Origin of the sequence: Peribacillus muralis (assembly GCF_001439925.1) — a bacterium.
GTDB classification, from domain to species: domain Bacteria; phylum Bacillota; class Bacilli; order Bacillales; family DSM-1321; genus Peribacillus; species Peribacillus muralis.
The window spans coordinates 212898-239659 of sequence record NZ_LMBV01000006.1 but is presented as its reverse complement, the minus strand read 5'-3'; the positions used below and the strand labels follow the sequence as shown (position 1 = coordinate 239659).

General features: G+C 43.3%; 25 protein-coding genes. All 25 read left to right on the top strand.

Going from position 1 to position 26762, the window contains the following annotated elements:
* Nucleotides 1-166 precede the first annotated feature (166 nt).
* Nucleotides 167-2089 (top strand): stage V sporulation protein D, encoded by a 1923-nt coding sequence (locus ASU00_RS10960; protein ID WP_057913499.1) that lies wholly within the window; start codon nt 167-169, stop codon nt 2087-2089.
* A 158-nt stretch (nt 2090-2247) separates the two neighbouring features.
* Nucleotides 2248-3720, top strand: coding sequence for a UDP-N-acetylmuramoyl-L-alanyl-D-glutamate--2,6-diaminopimelate ligase (locus ASU00_RS10955; protein WP_057913498.1), 1473 nt, complete (start codon nt 2248-2250; stop codon nt 3718-3720).
* 90 nt (nt 3721-3810) lie between these two features.
* Nucleotides 3811-4788, top strand: coding sequence for a phospho-N-acetylmuramoyl-pentapeptide-transferase (gene mraY, locus ASU00_RS10950; RefSeq protein WP_057913497.1), 978 nt, complete (start codon nt 3811-3813; stop codon nt 4786-4788).
* On the top strand, nt 4789-6141 hold the full coding sequence (gene murD / locus ASU00_RS10945; protein ID WP_057913496.1) for a UDP-N-acetylmuramoyl-L-alanine--D-glutamate ligase: 1353 nt from the start codon (nt 4789-4791) through the stop codon (nt 6139-6141).
* Nucleotides 6142-6292: 151 nt separating this feature from the next.
* On the top strand, nt 6293-7393 hold the full coding sequence (gene spoVE, locus ASU00_RS10940; protein ID WP_152983733.1) for a stage V sporulation protein E: 1101 nt from the start codon (nt 6293-6295) through the stop codon (nt 7391-7393).
* A 348-nt stretch (nt 7394-7741) separates the two neighbouring features.
* Complete coding sequence (gene murB, locus ASU00_RS10935) at nt 7742-8650, top strand: UDP-N-acetylmuramate dehydrogenase (RefSeq protein ID WP_057913494.1); 909 nt, start codon at nt 7742-7744, stop codon at nt 8648-8650.
* A gap of 129 nt (nt 8651-8779) precedes the next feature.
* On the top strand, nt 8780-9562 hold the full coding sequence (locus ASU00_RS10930) for a cell division protein FtsQ/DivIB (RefSeq protein WP_057913493.1): 783 nt from the start codon (nt 8780-8782) through the stop codon (nt 9560-9562).
* Nucleotides 9549-10241 carry a DUF881 domain-containing protein gene (locus tag ASU00_RS10925; RefSeq protein WP_057913492.1) on the top strand — a complete coding sequence of 231 codons (693 nt, stop codon included), beginning with the start codon at nt 9549-9551 and terminating at the stop codon, nt 10239-10241. The genes ASU00_RS10930 and ASU00_RS10925 overlap by 14 nt, the downstream gene beginning before the upstream one ends.
* A 42-nt stretch (nt 10242-10283) precedes the next feature.
* Nucleotides 10284-10994, top strand: coding sequence for a DUF881 domain-containing protein (locus tag ASU00_RS10920; protein ID WP_152983732.1), 711 nt, complete (start codon nt 10284-10286; stop codon nt 10992-10994).
* On the top strand, nt 10994-11359 hold the full coding sequence (locus ASU00_RS10915) for a small basic family protein (RefSeq protein WP_057913490.1): 366 nt from the start codon (nt 10994-10996) through the stop codon (nt 11357-11359). Before ASU00_RS10920 ends, ASU00_RS10915 begins: the two co-directional genes overlap by 1 nt.
* A 253-nt stretch (nt 11360-11612) precedes the next feature.
* Complete coding sequence (ftsA, locus tag ASU00_RS10910) at nt 11613-12914, top strand: cell division protein FtsA (protein ID WP_057913489.1); 1302 nt, start codon at nt 11613-11615, stop codon at nt 12912-12914.
* 44 nt (nt 12915-12958) lie between these two features.
* Nucleotides 12959-14113 carry a cell division protein FtsZ gene (gene ftsZ / locus ASU00_RS10905; protein WP_057913488.1) on the top strand — a complete coding sequence of 385 codons (1155 nt, stop codon included), beginning with the start codon at nt 12959-12961 and terminating at the stop codon, nt 14111-14113.
* Between the two features lie 332 nt (nt 14114-14445).
* Nucleotides 14446-15372 carry a sigma-E processing peptidase SpoIIGA gene (spoIIGA, locus tag ASU00_RS10900; protein WP_057913487.1) on the top strand — a complete coding sequence of 309 codons (927 nt, stop codon included), beginning with the start codon at nt 14446-14448 and terminating at the stop codon, nt 15370-15372.
* Nucleotides 15373-15430: 58 nt separating this feature from the next.
* Nucleotides 15431-16150, top strand: coding sequence for an RNA polymerase sporulation sigma factor SigE (gene sigE / locus ASU00_RS10895; RefSeq protein WP_057913486.1), 720 nt, complete (start codon nt 15431-15433; stop codon nt 16148-16150).
* Nucleotides 16151-16303: 153 nt separating this feature from the next.
* The gene (gene sigG / locus ASU00_RS10890; protein ID WP_034313871.1) at nt 16304-17083 is read left to right on the top strand and encodes an RNA polymerase sporulation sigma factor SigG; all 780 of its coding nucleotides are present in this window, start codon (nt 16304-16306) and stop codon (nt 17081-17083) included.
* 215 nt (nt 17084-17298) lie between these two features.
* The gene (locus tag ASU00_RS10885; protein WP_057913485.1) at nt 17299-17568 is read left to right on the top strand and encodes a YlmC/YmxH family sporulation protein; all 270 of its coding nucleotides are present in this window, start codon (nt 17299-17301) and stop codon (nt 17566-17568) included.
* A 56-nt stretch (nt 17569-17624) separates the two neighbouring features.
* Nucleotides 17625-18452 (top strand): peptidoglycan editing factor PgeF, encoded by an 828-nt coding sequence (pgeF, locus tag ASU00_RS10880; protein ID WP_057913484.1) that lies wholly within the window; start codon nt 17625-17627, stop codon nt 18450-18452.
* A 2-nt stretch (nt 18453-18454) separates the two neighbouring features.
* On the top strand, nt 18455-19126 hold the full coding sequence (locus tag ASU00_RS10875; protein ID WP_057913483.1) for a YggS family pyridoxal phosphate-dependent enzyme: 672 nt from the start codon (nt 18455-18457) through the stop codon (nt 19124-19126).
* A 21-nt stretch (nt 19127-19147) separates the two neighbouring features.
* Nucleotides 19148-19615 (top strand): cell division protein SepF, encoded by a 468-nt coding sequence (locus ASU00_RS10870; RefSeq protein ID WP_057913482.1) that lies wholly within the window; start codon nt 19148-19150, stop codon nt 19613-19615.
* A gap of 6 nt (nt 19616-19621) precedes the next feature.
* Nucleotides 19622-19888: a YggT family protein gene (locus tag ASU00_RS10865; RefSeq protein ID WP_057913481.1), complete on the top strand. Its 267-nt coding sequence runs from the start codon at nt 19622-19624 to the stop codon at nt 19886-19888.
* A gap of 126 nt (nt 19889-20014) precedes the next feature.
* Nucleotides 20015-20788 carry a YlmH family RNA-binding protein gene (locus ASU00_RS10860; RefSeq protein ID WP_057913480.1) on the top strand — a complete coding sequence of 258 codons (774 nt, stop codon included), beginning with the start codon at nt 20015-20017 and terminating at the stop codon, nt 20786-20788.
* 85 nt (nt 20789-20873) lie between these two features.
* Complete coding sequence (locus tag ASU00_RS10855) at nt 20874-21389, top strand: DivIVA domain-containing protein (RefSeq protein ID WP_057913479.1); 516 nt, start codon at nt 20874-20876, stop codon at nt 21387-21389.
* 389 nt (nt 21390-21778) lie between these two features.
* Complete coding sequence (gene ileS / locus ASU00_RS10850; RefSeq protein ID WP_057913478.1) at nt 21779-24547, top strand: isoleucine--tRNA ligase; 2769 nt, start codon at nt 21779-21781, stop codon at nt 24545-24547.
* A 677-nt stretch (nt 24548-25224) separates the two neighbouring features.
* Complete coding sequence (gene lspA / locus ASU00_RS10845) at nt 25225-25695, top strand: signal peptidase II (protein ID WP_057913477.1); 471 nt, start codon at nt 25225-25227, stop codon at nt 25693-25695.
* Nucleotides 25688-26605, top strand: coding sequence for an RluA family pseudouridine synthase (locus ASU00_RS10840; RefSeq protein ID WP_057913476.1), 918 nt, complete (start codon nt 25688-25690; stop codon nt 26603-26605). Before lspA ends, ASU00_RS10840 begins: the two co-directional genes overlap by 8 nt.
* The last annotated feature ends 157 nt before the right edge of the window (nt 26606-26762 follow it).

The following is a 26762-nucleotide window of genomic DNA, read 5'->3' as shown; positions in this document are numbered from 1 at the left end:
ATATAGGAATCATCTTCAAGTAGCGTAACCTCTTTTTTTATATGTGTCTTTGACATGGGAGCCAGTTTAATATGGGTTCCCTTTTTTCAATTTTTGCTGGTTTGTTAGTCTAGCATCGAGTAGACAAGCATATATTGAAGCATGTATGAAATGGAGGTGCCTGTTTTTGCGTGTTTCGAATGTTACTGTCCGAAAACGGCTGGCAATCGCATTGGCAGTAGGTATCGTAGTTTTTTTTATCATTGACATTCGCTTGGGTATTGTACAGTTCTATCTAGGTGATAAGTTGACGGGGCTTGCTGAAGATTCCTGGAGCAGGAATATTCCTTTTGAGGCTAAGCGGGGAGAAATTTTGGATCGCAATGGTGTGGAGCTGGCAACGAATATATCGGCCCCGACGGTCTATGTCATCCCGAGGCAGATCGAAGACCCGGATAAGACGGCGGGTCAGCTTGCTTCAATATTGGATATGACCAAGGACAAGGCTTATCAATATCTGACGAAACAGGCGATGAGCGTCAGAGTTCCTCAAGGCAGAAAAATATCACACGAAAAGGCGAAGGAAATAAAAGCATTGGGAATAAAAGGGGTATATATCGCTGAAGATTCAAAGCGTCATTACCCATTCGGTGAATACCTTTCACATGTACTCGGTTTTACGGGTTCCGATAACCAAGGGCTGATGGGAATTGAATTGTCCTATGATAAGGAGCTAAGTGGGAAGAAGGGGTTTGTGAAATTCTATTCGGATGCCAAAGGGAAAAGGCTGGAAAACATGGCCGACGACTATAAGCCTCCAGTTGATGGAGATAACTTGAAGCTGACGATAGATAGCAAAATCCAGACGATCGTGGAGAGGGAGCTCGATAATGCGGAGGCAACGTATGATCCTGATGGTCTTATCGCCATTGCCATGGATCCCAATACCGGCGAAATTCTAGCCATGTCCAGCAGGCCGACCTTCGACCCCGCCAATTTTCAAAATGTACCATCCGAAGTGTATAATCGGAACTTGCCGGTATGGAGTATATATGAACCAGGATCGACGTTCAAGATCATCACCCTTGCTGCAGCGCTGGAGGAGGGGAAGGTCGATCTAAAGAATGAACATTTTTATGATTCCGGCCATGTTGAGGTAGCTGGATCGGATCTTCATTGCTGGAAAAGCGGGGGCCATGGAGATCAAACCTTTCTTGAAGTTGTCGAGAACTCTTGCAACCCGGGCTTTGTGGAATTGGGCAATAGGCTCGGGAAAGACAAGTTATTCAAATATATCAATGATTTTGGGTTTGGACAAAAAACAGGGATTGATTTAACCGGAGAAGGTAAGGGAATCATGTTCAATATGGATCGAGTCGGTCCAGTTGAGCAGGCAACCACCGCGTTTGGACAAGGTGTGGCCGTAACTCCGATCCAGCAGGTGACTGCCGTATCGGCTGCCGTGAATGGCGGGACTTTGTACACACCATATATCGCGAAGGAACTGGTTGACCCAAAAAGTGGTGAAGTATTAATGAGAAAGACCCCGCAGGCCAAGAAAAAGGTGATTTCGGAAGCGACCTCTAAGAAAGTCCGTGAAGCACTTGAATCGGTTGTAGCGCAAGGCAGCGGTAAAGGAGCGTTCGTGGAGTCATACCGAGTTGGCGGAAAGACAGGTACGGCGCAGAAAGCTGAAAATGGCCGATATCTCGAAAATAATTATATTCTCTCATTTATTGGTGTCGCTCCAGCGGATGACCCGCAAATCGTCGTCTATATCGCGGTCGATAACCCGAAAGGAACGGTACAATTCGGCGGCGTCGTTGCCGCTCCGATCGTCGGCAATATTATGGAGGATTCGCTCATGGCGATGGGCGTCAAGCCTAGAAAAAACCAGATCGAGAAGGAAACGGTCTGGACGGATCCCGTCATGGTCGAGGTGCCGGACGTGGTCGGATTGAGCAGGAAAGAGCTGCAAACCCAGCAGGTCGATTTGAAGCTCGATATTGCCGGCAATGGGGACAAAGTCATAAATCAAGCACCTGATGCGGGTGTTAAGGTAAAAGAAGGATCTACAATAAGAATTTATCTTGGCGAAAATAGAGAATAAGTATAATATAATAGATGAATAGGTAAAGCGGCTGAAGAATCATCAGCCGCTTTGTTTACGGAGTCGTGATTACCCCGTATAATTAAAATTGGTTTCTCGACAAGCCAAGGGTAATCACATATAATGAATCCTCAAATTAAGTTGAGAGGGATGGAAAAATGAAGCTTCAAAAATTACTATCTTATTTACACTCCTTATTTAGCCATGAAGGAGAAAATCCTGAAATCACCTCCATTGAAAATGATAACCGTAAAGTCAAAGACGGAAGTTTATTTGTTTGCATAAAAGGTTATACGGTCGATGGTCATGATTTTGCCCAATCCGCTGTTGAGCATGGTGCTGCGGCAATCATTGCCGAACGGGAGCTTGATTTGCCTGTACCCGTAATCGTAGTCAGGGATTCAAGCCGGGCGATGGCGGTCCTTGCCGATGCATTCTATGGTCATCCAACGCAAAAGTTGCGCCTGATCGGAATCACCGGCACGAACGGAAAGACGACAACGAGTCACCTGCTTGAAAAGATTTTTGAGGATCGGCATGAAAAAACGGGATTGATCGGCACGATGTATACGAAAATATTCGATAAGGTCTATGAAACGAAGAATACAACGCCAGATAGCGTGACACTGCAGAAGGCTTTTCATGAAATGACCGAAGCGTCTGTCTCTACGGCCATAATGGAAGTATCTTCGCATGCACTGGAACTTGGTCGCGTCCATGGCTGTGATTATGATATTGCCGTATTTACGAATCTCACACAAGATCATTTGGATTTCCATGAAACGATGGACAGATACAAGCAGGCAAAATCTTTGTTTTTCTCACAGCTCGGAAATGCTTACATAGAAAATCGCCCTAAATACGCCGTGCTTAACGCCGATGATGAGGCTACTGGTGATTACATTAAAGCGACGGCTGCTACAGTCGTTACTTATGGCATTGACAATGAAGCTGATATCAGGGCTAAGGATATAAAGATCGATGCGAATGGCACATCTTTCACCTTGACAGCGGGTAAGGAAGAACGTTACATTCAGCTGAAGCTAATTGGTAAATTCAGCGTATATAATGTGCTCTCCGCGCTTGCGGCTGCCTTATGTGCAGGGAACGATATAGATGAAACCATTAAATCAATTGAGGAAATAAAAGGCGTGGCAGGCCGTTTTGAGCTCGTTACGGCGAATCAAGCCTTTCCAGTCATCGTCGACTACGCCCATACTCCAGACAGCTTGGAGAATGTCCTCAAGACCGTTGCTGAGTTCGCTGAAAAGAAAATCTTCGTTATAGTTGGCTGCGGCGGGGACCGCGACAAGACAAAGCGCCCGATCATGGCGGAAATTGCATGCAACCTGGCGACCGACCCTATCTTCACCTCCGATAATCCTCGCAGCGAAGATGCGGCCCAAATCCTGCGGGATATGGAAGCTGGAGTGGCAGGGAAAGAATATAAGGTAATCGAAGATCGGAGACAGGCAATAGCATATGCCGTTTCCATGGCGGAAGAGGGCGACGTCATTTTAATAGCTGGAAAAGGGCATGAAACCTATCAATTGGTTGGTGACGAAGTTCTGCACTTCGATGACCGTGAAGAAGCGGAAAAGGCGATTAAGAGCCGATTCGGTTCAGCTTGAACCATCGGTGAAGGTGCTACGTCTACAAACAAGAAAAGACAACAAGCAGAATTTTTTATTTGAATTGTGTTAGGAATGAGGGAGTAAGGAATGTTGGAACAAGTAATTTTTTATACGATTTTGGTGGCGTTTTTAGTAACCGTTCTTCTTTCGCCGATTTTCATCCCGTTTTTAAGAAGATTGAAATTCGGGCAAAGCATAAGGGAAGAAGGCCCACAATCGCATTTAAAGAAAACGGGAACGCCCACCATGGGCGGTTTGGTCATATTATTATCGGTTACCATCGCTACGCTAGTGATGACTTTTAAATTTTCGGTACCTTCCACCGAAACTTATTTATTATTATTCGTTACGTTAGGGTTTGGCTTGCTTGGTTTCCTTGATGATTTCATCAAGGTGGTCATGAAGCGGAACCTTGGCTTGACCTCCAAACAAAAACTGCTTGGACAGATTGTGATTTCGGTGATCTTTTACTTCGTCTTCAAACAGACAGACCGTTTCAATCCTGAATTGACGATTCCAGGCACAGACTTTTCAGTCGACTTTGGCTGGTTTTATCTGTTTATCGTAATTTTCTGGCTGGTCGGTTTCTCGAATGCCGTCAATTTGACGGATGGCCTGGACGGACTTGTCTCAGGCACTTCAGCCATTGCCTTCGGTGCTTTTGCGATTTTGGCATGGAGTCAGTCACAATATGATGTTTCTATATTTTCGGTGGCGGTCGTAGGGTCTGTTCTTGGATTTTTAGTATTCAATGCACACCCTGCAAAGGTATTTATGGGTGATACAGGGTCCTTGGCTCTGGGAGGGGCAATCGCAACGATAGCCTTGTTGACGAAGCTTGAAATACTGTTGGTCATCATTGGCGGAGTTTTTGTCATTGAGACGCTCTCTGTCATTCTGCAGGTAGCATCTTTTAAAACGACTGGTAAACGTATTTTTAAAATGAGTCCGCTTCACCATCACTATGAACTATCGGGGTGGTCCGAATGGCGCGTCGTCGTGACTTTCTGGACAGTAGGCTTGCTGTGTGCGGTACTCGGAATCTATTTAGAGGTGTGGATATAATTGAAAGAGACTGAAAGGTATTCAGAGAAGAAAATATTGGTATTGGGCTTGGCAAAGAGCGGAGTGATGGCAGCATCGCTTCTACATAGATTAGGCGCTTTCGTGACGGTCAATGACATGAACCCACTTTCGGAAAACCCGGAGGCTCAAGGACTGCTGGAACAGGGAATCAAAGTCATCTGTGGCAGCCATCCTATTGAACTGCTCGATGAAGGCTTCGAATTGATCGTCAAAAACCCAGGTATCCCCTATCGAAACCCGATCGTAAAAGGGGCATTGGAAAAAGGGATTCCGGTCATCACGGAAGTGGAGCTTGCCTATCAAATCAGTGAGGCCCCCTTCGTAGGAATCACGGGCACGAATGGGAAAACGACTACGACGACTTTGGTATTCGAAATGTTGAAGGCCGGTGAAAAATCACCGCTTATTGCCGGGAATATCGGAACAGTCGCTTCTGGTGTAGCTGAACAGGCAAAAGCCGATGAGACGATCGTCATTGAACTATCATCATTCCAGCTGATGGGAATAGAGGAGTTTCGTCCTGAAATTTCAATTTTGACCAATTTGTATGATGCGCATCTGGATTATCATAGCTCGAAACAGGAGTATGCAGAAGCGAAAGCAGCGATTACGGAAAATCAACTTGCCTCTGATTTCTTGATTTATAATGCAGATCAAGAGGCGGTTATATCCATGGCGAAAAAATCCAAGGCGGAGCTTGTTCCATTTTCGACTGAAGTGAAGCACGAAAATGGTGCCTATGTAGAAGGTGGTGCCGTCTTCTTCCGTGGAGAAAAAATCATTGTTATTGCTGACATAGCCCTTCCCGGGAAACACAATTTGGAGAATGTGCTCGCGGCGATTTCAGCGGCCAAACTGAAGGGTGTTGCAAACGAAGCGATTCAGACTGTCCTGAAAACATTTTATGGGGTGGAGCATCGCTTGCAGTTTGTAGCTTTGATCGATGACCGTAAATTTTATAATGATTCGAAGGCGACGAACATCCTAGCAGCATCCAAAGCGTTGACATCCTTTTCTGAACCTGTCATCCTCTTGGCGGGCGGATTGGACCGCGGCAATGAATTCGATGAGTTAAAACCGGCTATGAAAAATGTCAAAGCCGTGATAACGTTTGGCGAAACGGCAGAAAAAATTGAGCGGATAGCAAAAGAAATAGGAATAACGAATATAAAACGTGTCGATAATGTTGAAAAGGCCGTACCGGCTGCATTTGACTTATCAAGTGAAGGCGACTGTATTCTTCTCTCCCCGGCGTGTGCAAGCTGGGATCAATATAAAACTTTTGAGCAAAGAGGAGACATGTTTATGGAGGCCGTGCATAAACTTAAGTAACAGCTTTCGCTAAAAAGAAGTGAATCTGCTTCTACGTTGACACCTTGGAAAAAAGCGATAATGAGCCGTTATCGCTTTTTTTTTGGCTATAGTGCAGCATTGATGTTTGTTATTCGTACAGGCTCGAAAAACTTCCTCGAGGTGGATGACCGTGCCATTAAAAAAATCGAATCCTGATCTCATTCTCATTATCGTCACCTTAACTCTTTTGACTGTTGGGTTAATCATGGTTTATAGCGCGAGTGCCATTTGGGCAACATATAAATTTGAGGATTCATTTTACTTTGCAAAAAGGCAGTTGCTGTTTGCCTGTGTCGGTGTCATCGCCATGTTTTTCATCATGAATGTGGATTACTGGACATGGCGGACCTGGGCCAAGATCTTGATCATCATTTGTTTCATCATGCTGCTTGCAGTATTGGTGCCAGGAATAGGGATGGCGAGAAATGGTTCGCGGAGCTGGATTGGCGTAGGTGCCTTTTCGGTCCAACCCTCCGAGTTCATGAAGCTGGCGATGATCGCGTTTTTAGCGAAGTTTTTATCCGAACGGCAAAAGCTAATCACCTCCTTTAAAAAAGGGATGCTTCCATCCTTAGGGTTAGTGTTTTTGGCATTTGGCTTGATCATGTTACAGCCCGACCTTGGGACGGGAACCGTCATGGTGGGAACTTGCATCGTCATGATATTTATTTCCGGGGCAAGAATCAGCCATTTTGTTGGCTTGGGATTGATCGGCATAGCTGGTTTCATCGGTTTGATTCTGTCAGCGCCATACCGGATAAAAAGGATCACATCCTTTTTGGATCCATGGGAAGACCCCTTGGGCAGCGGCTTTCAAATGATCCAGTCGTTTTATGCAATCGGACCAGGGGGATTGTTCGGCCTTGGTCTCGGGCAAAGCCGCCAGAAATTTTTCTATTTACCGGAGCCGCAAACCGATTTCATTTTTGCGATACTTTCCGAGGAACTGGGATTCATCGGCGGTTCCCTCGTCATTTTATTATTCGCGCTGATGCTTTGGCGGGGCATTCGAATCGCGCTTGGGGCACCTGATTTATACGGTAGCCTTGTAGCGGTGGGGATCATTGCCATGGTCGCCATCCAGGTGATGATCAATATCGGAGTCGTTACGGGCTTGATGCCAGTTACGGGCATCACCCTGCCGCTATTAAGTTACGGTGGTTCATCGTTAACGCTTATGTTGATGGCGATTGGGGTACTATTGAACATTAGTCGCTACTCAAGATTTTGAGAGAATATTCGAATAAAAGGGAGGCCCTGGCATACGCGGGGCTTCCCTTTTTAGGTTGAAAGCCTTTACAGGTAACGATAGGGAAAGAACCTTGTCTGAAATTAGAAATATATGAAATGCCAATTAAATATTACCATGCATGAATGTTGGGGAATCCACAATAAATATTGGCAATACACCTTTGTTTAGACTATAGTATAAGAGGGTTAGGCCGCATAGGCGCTTACTTCTGTTCATTTTTTTTGCTTTTGCATGCAAGGTGGTAGCATTCTTGGGAAATTAGAGACCTCATGAAAGAGGAATTGAAAAGCATGATCTGGCATTTCGGGAACAACGAGGAGGTTTATCATGGATAAAGTGATAAAGCAATTAACTGAAATGAAAATCGGCAAGGTTCTTGAACAAGAACCACTTGCGAATCATACAACTATGAAAATAGGTGGGCCCGCTGATTTATTCATCGTGCCATCATCCATTGAAAATATAGAAAAAACGATGAAGGTCATCAATGAGCATGCCATTCCGTGGCGGGCGATTGGGAGGGGCTCCAACCTTCTTGTAAGTGATGGCGGAATTGAAGGTGCCGTGCTTAAGTTGGGTAAAGGCCTTGATCACGTCGAGATGAATGGAAAGGAGATTAAAGCTGGAGCTGGTGTGTCACTTGTCAGCTTGTCCGTCCTAATCAGTAAAAAAGGCTATGCAGGGCTGGAATTTGCCAGTGGGATTCCTGGTTCGGTCGGCGGAGCTGTCTATATGAACGCTGGTGCACATGGTTCTGATATGAGTGAGATTCTCAAGGAGGCACATGTCCTTTTTGAAGATGGAACTCTAGCTTGGCTTTCAAGGGAAGATATGGAGTTTTCTTATCGGACTTCTCTGCTTCAAAAGAAAAGACCTGGCATCGTTTTGGAAGCCGTTTTTCAATTGACCGAGGGCGATAAAACCGAAATTGTTGGAAGAATGCAGGATAACAAAAACTATCGCAAAGATACCCAGCCATATAACCTGCCATGTGCAGGCAGTATATTCAGGAATCCACTCCCACACCATGCCGGTAAACTAGTGGAAAATGCCGGTCTGAAGGGACACTCGATTGGCGGTGCACAAATTTCCCCGATGCACGGAAACTTCATCGTTAATACGGGTAGCGGCAGTGCAGCGGATGTTCAAGCCTTGATACAGCATGTGAAAGATACGGTGTATGATAAGTTTGAAATTGAGTTGGAAACAGAAGTGGAAATTATCGGCCGTAAGTAATATTCATTATATCCAAATTTTGTGTTATAATATGTTACCTTTTAAAGTTTCAAATAAACGGACTTAGAGTGTGTCTTGATTTCGTATTGTATTAAAAGCCATCCATTTTTTCAGGAAGAGGTGAAAGGGATGGAAAAGGGGAAAATCGTCTCCATTGAGGACCGCATCCCGAAATTAAAACAATTAAGAAAAAGCAAAGCAAACAGACGGCTGGTGCTTTTGCTTTCCCTTTTCTTCATTCTGGTTGCATGCGTGCTATATTTCTTATCCCCGTTAAGCCATGTGCAAACCGTGCAGGTGGAAGGGAATCGGTATATTACATCGAAGCAAATCATTGAATTGAGTAAGGTGAAGAAGGATCGAAGCATTTGGAAGGTCGATACTGGTACAGCAGCAGCTAATATTAAAAGTAACCAGGAAATAAAAAGCGCTAAAGTAACACCTGTATTTCCAAATTCGATTAAAATTACGGTATCTGAACATAATAGAATGGCATACCTGTCCAATAATGGGAAATATGCACCCATTTTGGAGAACGGATCGGTCCTGGAGGAGTTAGCTACAGGAGAAATTCCAGTATTTGCCCCGGTTTTAATTGGCTTCAAAGAGGGTAAAGCATTAAAGTTGCTTTTAGAAGAGCTGGATAAACTCCCTATCGAAATTCAGAATGCCATTTCGGAAATTCATTATGCCCCTACCAAAACGGATGGATATCATATTGTCATGTTCATGAACGATGGATTTGAAGTGAGCGCTACAAGCCGGACGTTATTCGAGAAAATGATTCACTACCCATCAATCGTCAGTCAGCTGGATCCAAAGGTAAAGGGTGTCATCGATCTGGAAGTGGGTTCTTATTTTAAAGCGTATAAAGACGCGGAACAAAAGGAAGACACGAATGAGCAAAATTGATGGCAAACGGGTGGTTTTATCCCTCGTTTGCGTGGTGCTCGGCTTTATGATTGCCTTCTCTTACAATCTGACTAAAGATAATCAGGGAGTAAGGGAGGACAAGGCCTGGAATCAAGAATACGAGCTTAGGCAGCAACTGATCGAACAAGAGAAACAGAACCGGGAATTTCAGAAAGAACTGCTTCAAAAGCAGGATATCGTATCCAAAATTGAAAAAGATCTGGCTCAGGAAAAGCAGCTTTTTTTCAATTTGGCCAAAGATACGGAGAAGTACCGAATGTTTCTCGGAAAAGTGAAGGTGAGAGGTACAGGCCTTCAGGTGACCCTTGAAGATGGTACAAATATGGACCCAAAAGCCAATGTCAATGACTACTTGGTACATGAACAGCATGTCTTCAAGGTTGTAAATGAATTATACATATCAGGTGCGGAGGCTGTTGCGATAAACGGCCAGAGGTTAAACCGTGATTCCTATATAATCTGTAATGGGCCAGTCATCACGGTCGATGGACACCAGCATCCAGCTCCATTCATCATTTCTGCAATTGGGGACCCGGATGTCCTGGGTGCTTCCCTCGACTTACCTGGAGGCATAAAGGAGCAGCTGGTTGACGATAATATTATCTTTACAATGGAAAAGAAAAAGAATATCATTTTTGACCCCGTTATTGGAGGTTGATCACGTTCCTGGATTCGAAGAAAGATTGGTGTGGGACTGGAAATGAAAAAAAAGCTTTCTTTTAGTTTGCTTACTTTAATTGCTGGCTTCATGCTCGCTATTCAATTCAATTTAGTGAATCAACCTGTCGTTTCCGATACAAGGGATATGTGGGAGCTGAAAAATGATCTATTGAAAGAACAGCAGACCCAGGTCGAATTAATCGACGGCATCAGCAAGCTCGAGGGTAAAATTGCATCCTATGAAACCAAGAAAAATGAGAGTAAAGAAGAAGTTTTGCGGGACACCTTGAAAGAATTAAAGGCTGAAGCAGGTTTGACCGAAATAAAAGGTAAGGGTGTAATCGTGTCCATACAACCGAGCAAGGAAGGTGCCCTCCTTGGTGAACGGGTTGAGTATATTTCACCTGTATTGTTAATTCGACTCGTTAATGAGATGTATAGGTTTGGGGCGGACGACATTTCCATTGCAGGACAAAGGGATATATCATCATCGGTCATTCGTGATATAAATGGACAGCCGAAGATGGATGGAATTCCTCTAAACGATTACCCGCTCGAATTGCAGGCAATAACCGAGGATCCAAAGAAATTAAAGCAACGTATCGAAGGATCGGAACTAATGGATGATTTCTACATCGATAACTTTGAAGTGCAAATAAAGGAACCTATTGGTGAATTGACACTGCCTTCCTACCAAAATGATGTGAATGTGGAACGCATGACACCCATTATGGATGAGGGGGAATCGTAATGTGGCTGCCAGTTTTTGGACTTCTGATTGGGATCATTCTCGGTTTTTTGGTCGATTTGGATATACCTCATGAATATTCTAATTATCTTTCCATTGCGGTGCTTGCGGCATTTGATACGTTATTCGGGGGCATCAGGGCCCATTTGCAAGATCTTTATGATGAAGTTGTATTCGTAACGGGGTTCTTCTTTAATATTGTCCTTGCCGCAGGTTTGGCTTTTCTAGGTGTACATCTTGGTGTAGACTTGTATTTAGCGGCTATCTTTGTATTCGGCGTAAGACTGTTTCAGAATATCGCCATGATCAGAAGAATCCTGATTGACAAATGGTCCAATTCCCGGAAAAAGCAGAAAAAAAATCTATAATTTTAAAGGGAATCACATTATAAATGACGAATAGTTTATGGCAGTATCTAGTTTAGAAGATATCTCCATTATGACGAGAAGCGAACAATCTGCACCGTGAAGTGAGAAATCTACGAGTTTAGTTTGAGAAATATGAAAATTACATTCACGAGTTGGTGAAATCAGTTCAGTTATTCTATAATGAATAGGTCTTTCGATATAAAAATGTTATTCTGCTAAAACATGAATAAAACTGAAGGAGGTGCCATGGAGAATGAACAGCAATGAAATCTACGTAAGTCTTGACATCGGTACATCCAGTGTAAAAGTTATCATTGGGGAAATGGTCAATGACACATTAAATATAATCGGCGTGGGAAATGTTAAATCAGAGGGGCTCAAAAAGGGCTCGATCGTCGGTATAGATGAAACCGTCCAATCCATCCAAAAGGCTGTCGAGCAAGCAGAACGGATGATAGGGATGGAGATAAAAAACGTAATCGTCGGAATAAGTGCAAATCACGTGACACTGCAGCCTTGTCACGGGGTGGTAGCAGTATCCAGTGACAATAAAGAAATTACGGATCACGACGTTTTCCGTGTTAGGGAAGCAGCGGAGTTAATTACGATCCCTTCAGACAGGGAGATTATCGACGTGGTGCCAATCCACTACAAAGTTGATGAACTTGATGAAATCAGTGATCCAAGAGGCATGATCGGTGTTCGTTTGGAAATGAGAGGGATCTTAATCACAGGTCTACGGACAATCTTACATAATACGCTGCGGTGTGTGGAAAGGGCTGGGTTAGAAATAACCGATATTGCCCTACAGCCATTGGCTGCAGGTTCCCTTGTTTTATCCAAGGATGAAAAAGAACTTGGTGTGGCGCTTGTCGATATTGGCGGAGGTTCCACTACGCTGGCAATATTCGAACAAGGCTATTTACAATATACGTCTGTGATACCTATAGGCGGGGAAACACTTACGAAGGATCTTTCCATCGTTCTAAGGACAACGATGGAGGAAGCTGAGAAAATAAAAGTGAAACATGGCCATGCCTTTTATGACGACGCGTCTGAAGATGAAGTATTCCAAATACCGATCATTGGCAGCGACCAGCAACAGCCCTGCAATCAATTGATGCTTTCGGATATCATTGAAGCGAGATTGACCGAAATATTCGAGTTGATTCAAGATGATTTGAGAAGACTCGGATTTCAAGATATTCCAGGAGGTTTCGTCTTGACCGGTGGCGTTGTCAAAATGCCGGGAGTCCTGGAGCTCGCTCAATATGTGTTCCAAAACCGTGTAAGGACGGCTGAACCGAATTACATCGGTGTCAGGGAACCCCAATATACGACTGCAGTTGGCCTGATTAAACACGCATGCAGGAAAGAGAGAATGCAAAAAAACACCGCTAAAAAAACGCCTGTAGCAGCTGGGCAAGCGCAAGAAGAGAACGAACAGCGCAGCCAAAAGGTTTCTCAGAAAAACAAAGAGAACTTACCGGCTAAAAAACAAGGTGAAAAAGGCGAATCTAAATTCAAAAAAATCCTAGGTTACTTTTTTGAATAACAATCATAAAGAATCGGGAATTTCGTCAAAATAGGAGGATTGTCATGTTGGAGTTTGATTCTAATTTAGAACAATTAGCAACGATTAAAGTAATAGGTGTTGGCGGCGGCGGAAACAATGCGGTAAACAGAATGATCGAGCATGGCGTACAAGGTGTTGAATTCATTTCTGTCAATACTGACGCACAGGCTCTTAATCTATCAAAAGCTGAAATTAAAATGCAAATCGGCGGAAAGCTTACGCGCGGATTGGGTGCTGGCGCCAATCCTGAAGTAGGGAAAAAGGCTGCTGAGGAAAGCAAAGAACAGATCGAAGAAGCGCTTAAGGGTGCCGATATGGTCTTTGTAACCGCTGGAATGGGTGGCGGAACGGGAACGGGAGCTGCGCCTGTCATCGCGGGCATTGCTAAAGATTTAGGTGCACTTACTGTTGGTGTTGTCACGCGTCCCTTTACTTTTGAAGGCAGGAAACGGGCAACACAGGCACAAGGTGGCATTTCGTCCATGAAGGAATCGGTTGATACACTGATTGTCATTCCGAACGACCGTCTCCTTGAAATCGTCGATAAAAGCACGCCGATGCTTGAAGCTTTCCGCGAGGCCGATAATGTCCTTCGTCAAGGTGTACAAGGGATTTCAGATTTAATTGCGGTTCCGGGTCTTATTAACTTGGACTTTGCCGATGTTAAGACCATCATGTCCAATAAAGGTTCGGCGCTTATGGGCATCGGGATTTCCTCAGGGGAAAACCGTGCGGCAGAAGCGGCTAAGAAAGCCATTTCCAGCCCGTTACTTGAAACATCGATTGATGGGGCGCAAGGCGTACTGATGAATATCACTGGCGGAACGAATTTAAGCCTCTTCGAAGTTCAGGAAGCAGCCGATATCGTCGCCACTGCATCCGATCAGGACGTTAACATGATTTTTGGTTCAGTCATCAACGAAAACCTTAAAGATGAAATCGTCGTGACGGTAATTGCCACAGGCTTTAACGAAGTGGAAGCTTCCATACGGCCTGCTGGACGTCCAACACTTGGACAGCAGCAATCAAGGCCGCAAACACAACAAACGCCACAGACTAATGTGAAGCGTGAAGTGAAGCGGGAAGAAGTCAATGAGCAGCCCTCGCGCAATGCGAACCAAGGTGAAGAGGCTTTGGATATTCCAACTTTTCTCCGTAATCGCAATAGACGCCGTTAATATCTTCAACAAAAAAACCGTTCTCTTTGGGGAACGGTTTTTTGTTGTTCTGTTCATTAGTTTGGATTGTGTTGATCATGAATCTTAAGCAAAATAGATAGGCAGATCAATAAAATCATAAACTTTTAAAACATAAATCGACAGAAGTAAAAGGGAGCAGGATAGTCTCTTTGAAAAGATTGAAAATATCAAGAGCTGTTTTTCTACAAAAAGGGTAAAAATGACTGAAAAACTCTTAAGTTTCCGGTACAAAAAGTGACACACTTTCTTACGGTATGTACGCTATACTTTTTGCTAGTGGAAGGTTAGTTCCTTAAGGGAGGGGAGGGTATTTGACCTTATATTTAGATGTGATCTGGTTGTTGAATTGGTTATTTGACTGCCTCCTTTTATATGGGACCGCAATCATTCTTAAACGGAGGGTCGCTCTTTGGCGGGTATGTATCGGCGGGCTGGTGGGTTCCTTCATTATCGTATTGGCATTCACTCCTCTTTATGCAATAGCGGACCGAGTGTACATGAAGATTTTTGTATCCCTTGTCATGGTGCTGGTCACCTTTGGATTTAATAGACTGAAACTTTTCATGAAATCGGTGGCCACTTTATATTTTGTGACGTTTTTATCTGGAGGAATCCTCTTAGGTCTTCACTATTTATTCGAATTTCAAATCGTAGCCAAGGACCCTGCTCAATATGCAGGAATCAATCGTTTTGGTGACCCTGTCAGCTGGATATTCGTAATGATTGGATTCCCACTTGCTTGGCAATTTTCCAGGCGCACGCTTGAAGGGATGGAAATGACAAAGCTTACACATGAACAAATGGTCTTGGTTTCGATTAAGATTTCTGACTTTGAAGGTACATTTCAAGGACTGGTGGATACCGGGAATCAACTATATGATCCAATTACACGCTCGCCGGTGATGATCATATCTCTTTCAGGAGGGGAAACAGGAATTCCCAACGATATGCTCGAGCTCTTTAAAAACCCTGATAACCTGATCAAGCAGGAAGAACAACCCGAGTATTCATGGACTGGACGAATGCGGGTCATCCCTTATAAGGTCGTCGGGCATGAACATCAACTGTTAACCGCTATCAAGCCGGACTCCATCAAAATCGTTTCTGGAGAAAAAGAATATCATGTCAAGCAAGGCCTTGTTTCTTTCACCTTTTCGCAACTCTCTCCCGACAATAGCTATCAATCTATCGTTCACCCGAAAATGTTAACCGGCATCCCGGTACAAAATGCCTCCTGAACCATTGATTCACTCTAACATTTGCCCCATAATCCGTTTATTAGAAGGGAGAATTATTTTGAAGAAACTCATTCTTCGGATCACTTATTTTTGGTACAAACTATTGTTCAAGCTTGGATTGAAAACGGACGAAATATTCTATATTGGAGGGAGTGAGGCTTTGCCGCCGCCCCTTTCAAAGGAAGAAGAGGCAATACTGATCAATAAATTGCCGAACGGCGATGAAGCGGCACGATCGATATTGATCGAACGTAATTTACGATTGGTCGTCTATATTGCAAGGAAATTCGAAAATACGGGCATCAATATCGAAGACCTAATCAGCATAGGGACCATCGGTTTAATCAAGGCCGTCAATACATTCAACCCAGAGAAGAAAATAAAATTGGCTACATATGCCTCAAGATGCATCGAGAATGAAATTTTGATGTATTTACGAAGAAATAACAAAATCCGTTCTGAAGTTTCTTTTGATGAACCATTGAACATCGATTGGGATGGAAACGAGCTTTTGTTATCGGATGTTCTTGGTACAGACGATGACATCATCACGAAAGATCTTGAAGCAAACGTGGACCGCAAGCTGCTGACGAAGGCACTTACACAGTTATCTGAACGCGAAAAACAGATCATGGAACTCAGGTTTGGTCTCGCAGGCGGAGAAGAAAAAACACAAAAAGATGTTGCCGATATGCTTGGGATATCCCAATCGTACATTTCACGTTTGGAAAAAAGGATCATTAAGAGGCTTCGAAAGGAATTTAATAAAATGGTGTAAAAAAAAATAAGTGTCTTTAAATGTCAATTAAATCAATACTTTTCGTAGCGATATTAATAATAATGGCGATTTTCTGTTCTAGCCATGTGCATATTTTTCCCTCCCGCGGAAATACTGTTTTTTGTACAGCGCTCCTGTGAGGAGGGAATAATTTTGTCTCGTAATAAGGTTGAAATCTGCGGTGTGGATACATCAAAATTACCGGTTTTGAAGAATGAAGAAATGAGAAAACTCTTTAAAGAACTGCAAGATGGCGATATTTCAGCAAGAGAGAAACTGGTAAACGGGAATCTTCGACTCGTTCTAAGCGTCATTCAGCGCTTCAACAATCGGGGAGAGTATGTGGATGATCTATTTCAGGTAGGCTGTATAGGGTTGATGAAGTCGATAGACAATTTTGACCTAGGTCAAAATGTTAAGTTTTCAACGTATGCTGTACCGATGATTATTGGAGAAATTAGAAGATATCTTCGTGACAATAATCCGATTCGGGTTTCCCGTTCTTTAAGAGACATCGCATACAAAGCTTTGCAGGTTAAAGAAAAGCTCATAAGCCAGACCCTTCGTGAGCCGACAGCTGAAGAAATCGCCAAGGTGTTGGAAGTTCCTCATGAAGAAATCGTTTTTGCACTAGATGCGATACAAGATCCAGTTTCACTTTTTGAACCAATTTATAATGATGGCGGGGATCCGATTTATGTACTCGACCAGCTGAGTGACGAAAAAAATAAAGATAGTACGTGGATTGATGAAATAGCTATAAATGAAGGCATGAGACGGTTGAATGACCGCGAAAAAATGATCCTTCGCAAACGGTTTTTCCAAGGAAAGACGCAAATGGAGGTAGCCGAGGAAATCGGCATTTCACAGGCGCAGGTATCCAGACTGGAAAAGGCGGCAATAAAGCAAATGAATAAAAATATCCAACAGTAAAAGCTAAGCATGAGAATAGGTAGCTGAAGGGCGGGTAGTGCAGCAGTATCCACTACTCGCTTGTCAGCAACTTATCCGTAGCGGCTTTTTTTTTTTGCCAAAAAAGGATACGCGGCAGGAAGTAACGTTTATTTAACGTAATCTACATCCTTGGGTGAGTCATGTCATATACATGTAAATAAGATCGATGATGAAATTGTGAGGAGCTGAGTGGTATGACCAGGATTTCCGAATTTCAAATTAAGGATATCGTCAACATAGCAGATGGAAAGAAACTGGGCAATATGTCGGATCTTGAGATCAATACGGCGACAGGGAAAATAGAGGCCATCGTCGTTTCGAATAACACAAGGTTAATGGGGTTCTTCGGCAGGGAACAGGATATTGTGATTCCATGGAACAAAATAAAAAAAATCGGCGCGGATGTCATTCTTGTTGAACATCAGACGGTATTTCAAGCAGAACTGAAAGATGAACGGTTTTAAGGGGTGCAGTGCGCGAATATATGATACACTAGACTAAAAATGAAGAGGTTAAAAGCATGAAAGAGCCATTTGTTTTACTAGATGATCAATATATGTTCATTGACAGCTGGAGAAAGCAAAATCTCCAGCTCGTAGCGGGCTTCACCACAAAAAATGATGGAGTCAGTTCAGGGGATTTTCAATCATTGAATACCGGGTTTCATGTTGGTGATCGACTTCAAGATGTCCAGGAAAATCGCAGGATCCTGGCAGGAAAGTTGCAATTCCCGCTTGATGGCTGGGTAGGGGCGGAGCAGACGCATGAAACGCAAATCTTGAAAGTGACCAGCCCCGATGGCGGCAGAGGCGCGACGGATTATAGTTCGGCCTTCAAAGCCACGGACGGATTTTATACGAAGGATCGCAATATGCTTTTGACAATGTGCTATGCGGACTGCGTGCCCTTATACTTTCTGGCTCCGGCACATGGTATGATCGGGGTGGCACACGCTGGCTGGAAGGGTAGCGTTAATGGAATTGGCCGAAAAATGATTGAGGCATGGCAAAGTGAGGGTATAAAGGAAACGGAGATATTTGCAGTAATAGGGCCATCCATTTGCTCGAATTGCTATGTTGTTGATGACAAAGTCATAGATTTAGTGCAGAATTTGCTGGAAGATAATGACGAAAAGCCATATAATTTAATCAGTGAAGGACAATATCAGCTAGATCTTAAGCGACTCAATGCATTGATTCTTCAAAAATCAGGAATTCCAAGAAGTCAAATCGACATTACATCGTACTGCACAAGCTGCGATTCTGACTTGTTTTTTTCACATCGACGTGATAAGGGGAAAACAGGAAGGTTAATGAGTTTTATCGGTTGGAAGGAGGATTTAGGGTAATAGTGAAAGTAGTGGAAAATTTAAAAAACATCGAAGAAAAGATAAACATAGCATGTGAAAATAGCGGCAGGCGCCGTGAAGATATAAAGTTGATCGCCGTGACGAAATATGTTTCGGTCGAGAGGGCAAAGGAAGCCTTGGAAGCTGGAATCAGCGATTTAGGTGAAAACCGTGATGAAGGGCTTCTGAATAAGTATGAGGTACTGAAGGACAAGCCGAACTGGCATTATATTGGCTCCTTGCAGACACGAAAAGTAAAGAATGTCATCGATAAAGTCACCTATATCCATTCATTGGATCGCGTTTCTTTGGCAGAAGAAATTCAAAAACGAGCAAATGAGCCGATAAACTGTTTAGTGCAGGTGAATGTTTCGGGTGAGGAATCTAAACATGGCCTGGACCCTGAGGCAGCAATGAGCTTCATAAAAGCGTTAGGCGATTTTGATAAGGTGAAGGTTGCAGGATTGATGACGATGGCTCCTTTGACGGATGATGAACAAGTATTGCGTCAGTGCTTCCGGAAACTGAAAAACCTCCAGCTGAAGATTCAAGATGCCGGGTTTACCCATTCGCCGTGCACGGAATTGTCCATGGGGATGTCCAATGATTTCATGATTGCCATCGAGGAAGGCGCTACAATGATTAGGATTGGTACAGCACTTGTAGGCGAATAATTTTAAGGAGGTACGCTAAAGATGTCATTCGTATCAAAATTTAAATCTTATTTCGCACTGGATGATGAGTATGAGTACAAGGATGAAGTGATGGAAGAAGATGAAGCTGAACGAAAAACCGTGAAGTCAGCAAAGCAGCAGCATCAGCCAGCTTCTGCAGCGAATAATGCTAATCAGAATATCGTAAGTTTGCAAAGCGTCCAAAAATCTTCTAAAGTAGTATTATTGGAGCCTCGTGCTTATGCAGAAGCCCAGGAGGTAGCCGACCATCTTAAGAATCGGCGCGCGGTTGTCGTGAACCTTCAACGGATTCAGCATGATCAAGGAAAGCGAATCATCGATTTTCTAAGTGGGACTGTATATGCAATTAGCGGGGATATCCAAAAAATTGGTACAGATATATTCTTATGTACCCCTGACAACGTCGATGTTTCTGGTAATATTACCGGCTTCGCCGTCGATGAGGCGTATGAAGAAGCGAGGTGGTAATGATTAATGGGTTTAGTGCTTCAAGGTTTATCTTATTTAATTGAAATTTATTCAATGGCATTAATCGTATACATATTGATGTCATGGTTTCCAAATGCAAGAGAGACATCAATTGGCCAATTCCTGGAAAAGATTTGCGAGCCATATTTGGAGCCTTTCAGAAAGTTCATACCACCGCTTGGAATGATCGATCTATCACCGCTTGTGGCCCTGCTTGTGCTTAACTTCGCCAGCGGTTATGGTGTTCATTACCTTCAAACGCTGGTAGGTTAAACACATGTACCAAAACAGTGTGCTACACAGCCGGATGGTTCTCCGCTGTGTAGTGGCTACGAAGGAATATAGAAAGTTTAAGCCCGACCGACCATTAACTCGATAACTAAGGAGCATTTTACAATCATGAGTATTTATCAGCATTTCAGGCCGGAGGAAAAAGATTTCATCGACCAGGCAATGAATTGGATCGATCAGGTGAAAAATTCTTACGCTCCGAAATTATCTGATTTTCTTGATCCGCGTCAGCAGGAAATCCTATCTTCCTTATTAGGAAACGATCCGGAGGCCAAACTGCAATTCAATGGCGGGAGCGATTTCGTTGAGCGAAAACGTGTGCTCATTTACCCTGATTATTACTCTCCTGAACCATCGGATTTCAATATCTCCTTATACGAGATTTCCTATCCAAAAAAGTTTGTTACGCTTGAACATAGGCAAATACTTGGAACCTTGATGTCACTTGGGGTAAAGCGTGAAAAATTCGGTGATATCATAGTGACGGAGGAGCATACTCAATTTATTGCGGCCGAAGAGATGGATGCATATCTCACCGAAAACCTAGAAAAAATAGGTAAAGCATCCGTTGCCATCAAACGGCTTCCAATCGGGAATATCATTCAAGGCCAAGATAAATGGGAAGAGCAAGTAGCCACAGTCAGTTCCTTAAGGCTAGATAGTGTCCTTTCTGCCGTGCTGAATATGTCCCGCCAAAAAACGCAAGCCTTGATAACGTCAGGTAAAGTAAAGCTGAATTTCAAGCAAACGGAAAATGTCTCTGAAGATTGCCGTGAAGGCGATACGCTATCCATAAGGGGATTCGGCAGATGTAAAATAATGTCGATAGATGGAAAAACCAAGAAGGATAAGTGGAGAATCTCGGTAGGTAGACAAAAATAATTCGAGATTAAGCAGGATTTATACATTTATTGTCGAATATAGAGTTTTAATATACTAGAGTAGAAACCGTTCTGGAGGTGCCGTAATGCCCTTAACCCCGATAGATATACATAACAAGGAATTCAATAAAGTATTTCGAGGGTATGATGAAGATGAAGTTAATGAGTTTCTCGACCAGGTCATTAAAGATTATGAACTGATTTTGAGAGAGAAAAAAGAAATTGAAGATAAACTGAATGAGACTTATGATCGTTTGGGACATTTTACGACAATCGAGGGTACCCTTAATAAATCGATTATCGTCGCACAAGAAGCAGCCGAGGAATTAAGGCGGAATGCCCAAAAAGAAGCGAAGCTGATCATCAAGGAAGCAGAGAAAAATGCAGACCGTATCGTCAATGAGTCACTTGTGAAGGCAAGGAAAATAGCGATGGATATCGAAGATTTGAAAAAACAATCCAAAGTATTCCGGACCCGTTTCAAAATGCTTGTCGGAGCACAGCTTGATTTGTTGGACAATGATGATTGGGACCATCTGCTTGATTACGAAGTGGATGCGACTGAAATAGAATTAAATGAGAGAGTGGAAGAGGAAATTTAAACGATTCCTTGACTTTCAACACTTTTTTCGCATATAATTTTTTAACAATACAATTCATGATGACAGTAGACGATGACAGGGAAAGTAAATTCTTCACATGCTTATTGATAGCGACCGGGGATGGTGAAAGCCTGGAATGAGCGAAGATATTGAAGATCACCCTCGAGTTCTGAGTTGAACCTGCTTTTGCAGTAAGTAGACGATGCGTTTCATTCACGTTACGAATGCTCGAGAGGTTGGATTCACTTTGTGAATCTTTCTAGCCAGGGTGGTACCGCGGGAAGCAGAGCTTTCTCGTCCCTTTATCAGGGATGAGAAGGCTTTTTATTTTGCCTGTATACCTGTCTTACGTTCCAATGAATATGTAAAGACGGATGGAGGAAATTATAATGGAATATAAAGATACCTTATTGATGCCAAAAACTGAATTTCCAATGCGTGGAAATTTGCCGAAACGTGAGCCGGAGATCCAAGATAAGTGGAAAGAGATGGATATCTATAAAAAAGTACAAGAACAAACGGCAGGGCGCCCTTTATTCATCTTACATGATGGACCGCCATACGCTAACGGTGATATCCATATGGGTCATGCGATGAATAAGGTTTTAAAGGATTTCATTGTCCGCTTTAAATCGATGAGCGGTTTTCAAGCACCGTATATTCCAGGTTGGGATACACATGGTCTTCCAATCGAAACGGCATTAACGAAAAAAGGTGTAAAGCGGAAAGAAATGAGCGTGGCTGAATTCAGGAAGCTTTGTGAAGAGTATGCTTATGGTCAGATTGACAATCAGCGTGAGCAGTTCAAAAGGATTGGGGTTCGTGGAGATTGGGATAACCCATACATCACATTAAAGCCTGAATATGAAGCTCAGCAAATCAAGGTCTTCGGCGATATGGCGAAAAAAGGCTATATCTATAAAGGGAAAAAACCTGTTTACTGGTCTCCTTCCAGTGAATCAGCCCTTGCGGAAGCCGAAATTGAATATCAGGACAAACGTTCTGCATCGATTTATGTTGCTTTTGAAGTAACGGATGGCAAAGGTGTCATCGAAGAAGGTGTAAAAATCATCATCTGGACGACAACTCCTTGGACGATTCCTGCTAACCTTGGTATCTCCTTGCATCCGCAATTTAATTACGTTGTAGTGGCTGTCGAAAATGAAAAATTCTTAATTGCTGAAGCGCTTCTTGAGTCAGTTACGGAAACGCTAGGCTGGGATAACCCGTCCATTGTAAAAACCGTAAAAGGGAGCGAGTTGGACCGTGCTGTTGCGAAACATCCTCTTTATGAGCGCGAATCTTTAGTGATGCTGGGTGAGCACGTAACAACGGAAGCTGGAACGGGCTGTGTTCACACTGCTCCAGGACATGGTGAAGATGACTTTATCATCGGACAAAAATACGGCTTGGATGTTCTTTGTCCAGTAGATGAAAAAGGAGTCATGACTGAAGAAGCTGGGGAATTTGCTGGATTATTCTATGACCAAGCGAATAAACCAATTACTGAAAAATTGACAGAAGCAGGCGCGTTATTGAACTTGACGTTCATCACTCACTCTTATCCACATGACTGGCGGACGAAGAAACCGACGATCTTCCGCGCAACGGCACAATGGTTCGCGTCAATCAAAGACTTCCGCAGTGAACTGCTGGAGGCCATTGAAGAAACGAAATGGGTTCCTGCATGGGGCGAAACGCGACTATTCAATATGGTGCGTGACCGTGGAGATTGGTGTATCTCCCGTCAACGTGCATGGGGCGTACCTATTCCGGTCATTTATGCAGAAGATGGCGAGCCGATCATTACCGATGAAACGATTGAACATATTTCAAACCTATTCCGTGAACATGGCTCAAACATCTGGTTCGAACGGGAAGCAAAAGATTTACTTCCTGAAGGGTATACTCATGAAGGCAGCCCGAATGGCATCTTCACGAAAGAAACGGATATCATGGACGTATGGTTCGACTCCGGTTCATCTCATCAAGCTGTGCTTGAAGAAAGAGAAGGCCTGCAGCGTCCTGCCGATCTTTATTTAGAAGGTTCCGATCAATACCGCGGCTGGTTTAACTCTTCACTTTCAACAAGTGTTGCCGTAACAGGAAAAGCACCATATAAAGGCGTGTTGAGTCACGGATTCGCTTTGGATGGCGAAGGTCGTAAAATGAGTAAATCAATTGGGAACGTTGTGCTTCCATCCAAGGTCATGAACCAGCTTGGTGCAGATATTTTACGCCTTTGGGTTGCCTCTGTCGATTATCAATCGGATGTCAGGGTTTCCGATCCTATCTTAAAACAAGTTTCGGAAGTGTATCGCAAAATCCGCAATACATTCCGCTTCTTATTAGGGAACTTGGATGGATTCAATCCGGAAACCGATAAAGTGGCAGTGCAAGAATTACCAGAAGTCGATCGATATATGCTGGTTAAACTGAATAAGCTGATCACTCAGTCCAAATTAAGTTATGAAAATTATGAGTTTGCGACAATTTATAATATGGTCAATAACTTCTGTACACAGGATTTAAGTTCGTTTTATCTTGATTATGCGAAAGATATTTTATATTGTGAAGCACCAAACGGCAAAGAACGTATGGCCATTCAAACGGTCCTATACGAATCATTGGTAAGCTTGACGAAATTAGTGTCTCCAATCCTTTCGCATACAGCAGATGAAGTATGGGCGTTCATTCCTGGTGTAACCGAAGAAAGTGTGCAATTGACATTGATGCCTGAAGAGATTTCCGTTGATGATGCACAAGTCATTGAAGAAAAATGGACGGCATTCATGAACGTCCGTGACAACGTGCTAAAAGCATTGGAAGAAGCGCGTAACCAGAAAATCATCGGAAAATCGCTGAACGCAAAAGTGAAGGTTTACGTGAATGAAGAAACGAAAAACCTGCTTGATAGCATCAAGGAGAGCTTTGAAAAGCTATTCATCGTATCCGAATTTGAACTTGCCGGGGATGTATCAAGTGCGCCAGCTGAAGCGATTAAACTTGACGATATCGCGATTACCGTTACAAAAGCAGAAGGTGAAACATGTGAGCGTTGCTGGAATGTTTCCAAGCAAGTAGGTCAAGTGGAAGAACACCCAACACTTTGCCCACGTTGTGCAACAGTTGTGAAAGAGCATTATGTGAACCAGTAATTTCAAAAGGAATCCCGGTGCCTTTATGAAGGGCCAGGTTAGCTTGTATACAAAAAGGTTTCGAAATGATCACATTTCGAAACCTTTTTGATTTTTCATTGGATTTTGAAGAAGGTAATCCTCAATAAAACTATGGGCTATAGAGATATTATTTTCTTTTTCACCTCACAGTGGAAAGGAGCGGGTGTGCGAGACTCCTGAGGGGAAATGCGCGTCTACGTGAGACCCCGCAGGCTAAAAGCCGAGGAAGCTCACGAACCGCCCACGGAAAGGGAGCAACTGTAGTGCAATGCACCGTTCTAAGTTCACATGCTCCAATGTGGACATTCAGTTTACCGCCCTAGTGTTCACGCAAAGTGGAAAGGAGCGAAAGGTGCGAGACTCCTGTGGGGAATGCGCGTCTACGTGAGACCCCACAGGCTGAAAGCCTAGGAGGCTCACGGACCGCCTCTGGATAAGGGAGCGCAGTGGATTGTAACGGTCTAAGGATAACCTTCAAAATTGTAGACAAACTCCATGCCTTGTCTACAATTTTGTCGTTCTTTATCTGCAGGGTCCCAATAAGGCACATCCTATAACGAGATATTGCCATGCCTTTATACTTTTCGTATTAGTCATTATTTCTAGTTTATGCTACAATTCAAAAGTGAAGATTTGATTAGTTTGGGGGAAAAAATGTGTTTTATTATTTAATTGCCCTTTTGGTCATTGCTCTCGATCAGCTGACAAAATGGATGATTGTGAAAAAAATGGAGTACGGAGAAAGCATTGAAATTATTGAAAACCTTCTATATATTACCTCGCATCGTAATCGTGGGGCAGCATGGGGAATTCTACAAGGACAAATGTGGTTTTTCTACATCATCACCATCGCTGTCATTATTGGACTTGTCTATTATATTCAGAAAATGGCAAAGCAAAGCCGTTTGCTTGGAGTGGCCCTTGGCCTCATGCTAGGTGGTGCGATCGGTAACTTCATCGATCGTGTTGCTCGCCAGGAAGTAGTGGATTTCGTTCATACCTATATTTTCAGCTACAGTTTTCCGGTATTTAATGTTGCCGATGCTTCGCTTTCAATCGGTGTCGGACTGCTCGTGATTCATATGTTTTTAGAAGAAAAAAACGCTAAGGAGAAAGATAATGGATAAAAGGTTATACAGCATCGATGAAACACTAAAAGGTGTCAGGATTGATAAGGCGCTTTCCACTTTGAACGAGGAATGGTCGCGTACCCAAGTCCAGCAATGGATTAAAGATGACCATGTATTAGTAAATGGCCTGGCTATAAAAACGAATTATAAATCAATTCCTGGCGATACGATCGAAGTGACGATTCCCGAACTTGAGGAATTGGATGCGGTGGCAGAGGAAATGAATTTGGATATCTATTATGAAGATGCAGATGTCCTCGTGGTCAATAAACCGAGCGGAATGGTCGTCCACCCAGCACCTGGACATGTATCAGGCACGCTGGTAAATGGGTTGATGGCTCACTGTAAAGATCTTTCTGGAATAAACGGCGTGATGCGTCCTGGGATCGTCCATCGCATTGATAAAGATACATCTGGTCTATTGATGGTTGCCAAAAACGACATGGCACACGAAAAACTTGTCCAGCAGCTTGTTGACAAGACGGTTACCAGGAAGTATCAAGCAATTGTCCACGGTGTGATTCCCCATGATTTCGGAACGATTGATGCACCGATCGGCAGGGATAAAAAAGATCGTCAAAGCATGACCGTGACGGACTCGAATTCCAAAAATGCTGTTACGCATTTCCGTGTTATCGAACGTTTCAATGCTTTCACTTTAGTGGAATGCCAACTTGAAACAGGAAGGACCCATCAAATCCGTGTCCACATGAAATACATTGGCTTCCCGCTTGCGGGGGATCCTAAATATGGACCGAAGAAGACCTTGAAGTTAGACGGACAAGCATTACACGCTGGCCTTCTAGGTTTCATTCATCCTCGTACCAATGAGTATATCGAATTCGAAGCTCCGATACCTGAAGAGTTTGAACAGTTAATTCATCAATTACGCAGAAGTAAGGATTGACAAATTCGTTTTTATGATATATTATGATAATAACTTAACAAGAACCTTTAACACAGTACAGAGAGACTGAGAAGGAAACGGATACTCGAAGTGGGGATAACCATACCCATATCGTGAAAAAATCCTCATGCCTTCTTGGCATGAGGATTTTTTTGTT

What these genes read in the sequence shown, in the direction of transcription:
- ASU00_RS10955 (WP_057913498.1), top strand. Translation starts at nt 2,248, where the DNA reads ATGAAGCTTCAAAAATTACTATCTTATTTACACTCCTTATTTAGCCAT.
- mraY (WP_057913497.1), top strand. Translation starts at nt 3,811, where the DNA reads ATGTTGGAACAAGTAATTTTTTATACGATTTTGGTGGCGTTTTTAGTA.
- murB (WP_057913494.1), top strand. Translation starts at nt 7,742, where the DNA reads ATGGATAAAGTGATAAAGCAATTAACTGAAATGAAAATCGGCAAGGTT.
- ASU00_RS10930 (WP_057913493.1), top strand. Translation starts at nt 8,780, where the DNA reads ATGGAAAAGGGGAAAATCGTCTCCATTGAGGACCGCATCCCGAAATTA.
- ASU00_RS10925 (WP_057913492.1), top strand. Translation starts at nt 9,549, where the DNA reads ATGAGCAAAATTGATGGCAAACGGGTGGTTTTATCCCTCGTTTGCGTG.
- ASU00_RS10920 (WP_152983732.1), top strand. Translation starts at nt 10,284, where the DNA reads ATGAAAAAAAAGCTTTCTTTTAGTTTGCTTACTTTAATTGCTGGCTTC.
- ASU00_RS10915 (WP_057913490.1), top strand. Translation starts at nt 10,994, where the DNA reads ATGTGGCTGCCAGTTTTTGGACTTCTGATTGGGATCATTCTCGGTTTT.
- ftsA (WP_057913489.1), top strand. Translation starts at nt 11,613, where the DNA reads ATGAACAGCAATGAAATCTACGTAAGTCTTGACATCGGTACATCCAGT.
- ftsZ (WP_057913488.1), top strand. Translation starts at nt 12,959, where the DNA reads ATGTTGGAGTTTGATTCTAATTTAGAACAATTAGCAACGATTAAAGTA.
- ASU00_RS10885 (WP_057913485.1), top strand. Translation starts at nt 17,299, where the DNA reads ATGACCAGGATTTCCGAATTTCAAATTAAGGATATCGTCAACATAGCA.
- pgeF (WP_057913484.1), top strand. Translation starts at nt 17,625, where the DNA reads ATGAAAGAGCCATTTGTTTTACTAGATGATCAATATATGTTCATTGAC.
- ASU00_RS10870 (WP_057913482.1), top strand. Translation starts at nt 19,148, where the DNA reads ATGTCATTCGTATCAAAATTTAAATCTTATTTCGCACTGGATGATGAG.
- ASU00_RS10865 (WP_057913481.1), top strand. Translation starts at nt 19,622, where the DNA reads ATGGGTTTAGTGCTTCAAGGTTTATCTTATTTAATTGAAATTTATTCA.
- ASU00_RS10860 (WP_057913480.1), top strand. Translation starts at nt 20,015, where the DNA reads ATGAGTATTTATCAGCATTTCAGGCCGGAGGAAAAAGATTTCATCGAC.
- ASU00_RS10855 (WP_057913479.1), top strand. Translation starts at nt 20,874, where the DNA reads ATGCCCTTAACCCCGATAGATATACATAACAAGGAATTCAATAAAGTA.
- ileS (WP_057913478.1), top strand. Translation starts at nt 21,779, where the DNA reads ATGGAATATAAAGATACCTTATTGATGCCAAAAACTGAATTTCCAATG.
- ASU00_RS10840 (WP_057913476.1), top strand. Translation starts at nt 25,688, where the DNA reads ATGGATAAAAGGTTATACAGCATCGATGAAACACTAAAAGGTGTCAGG.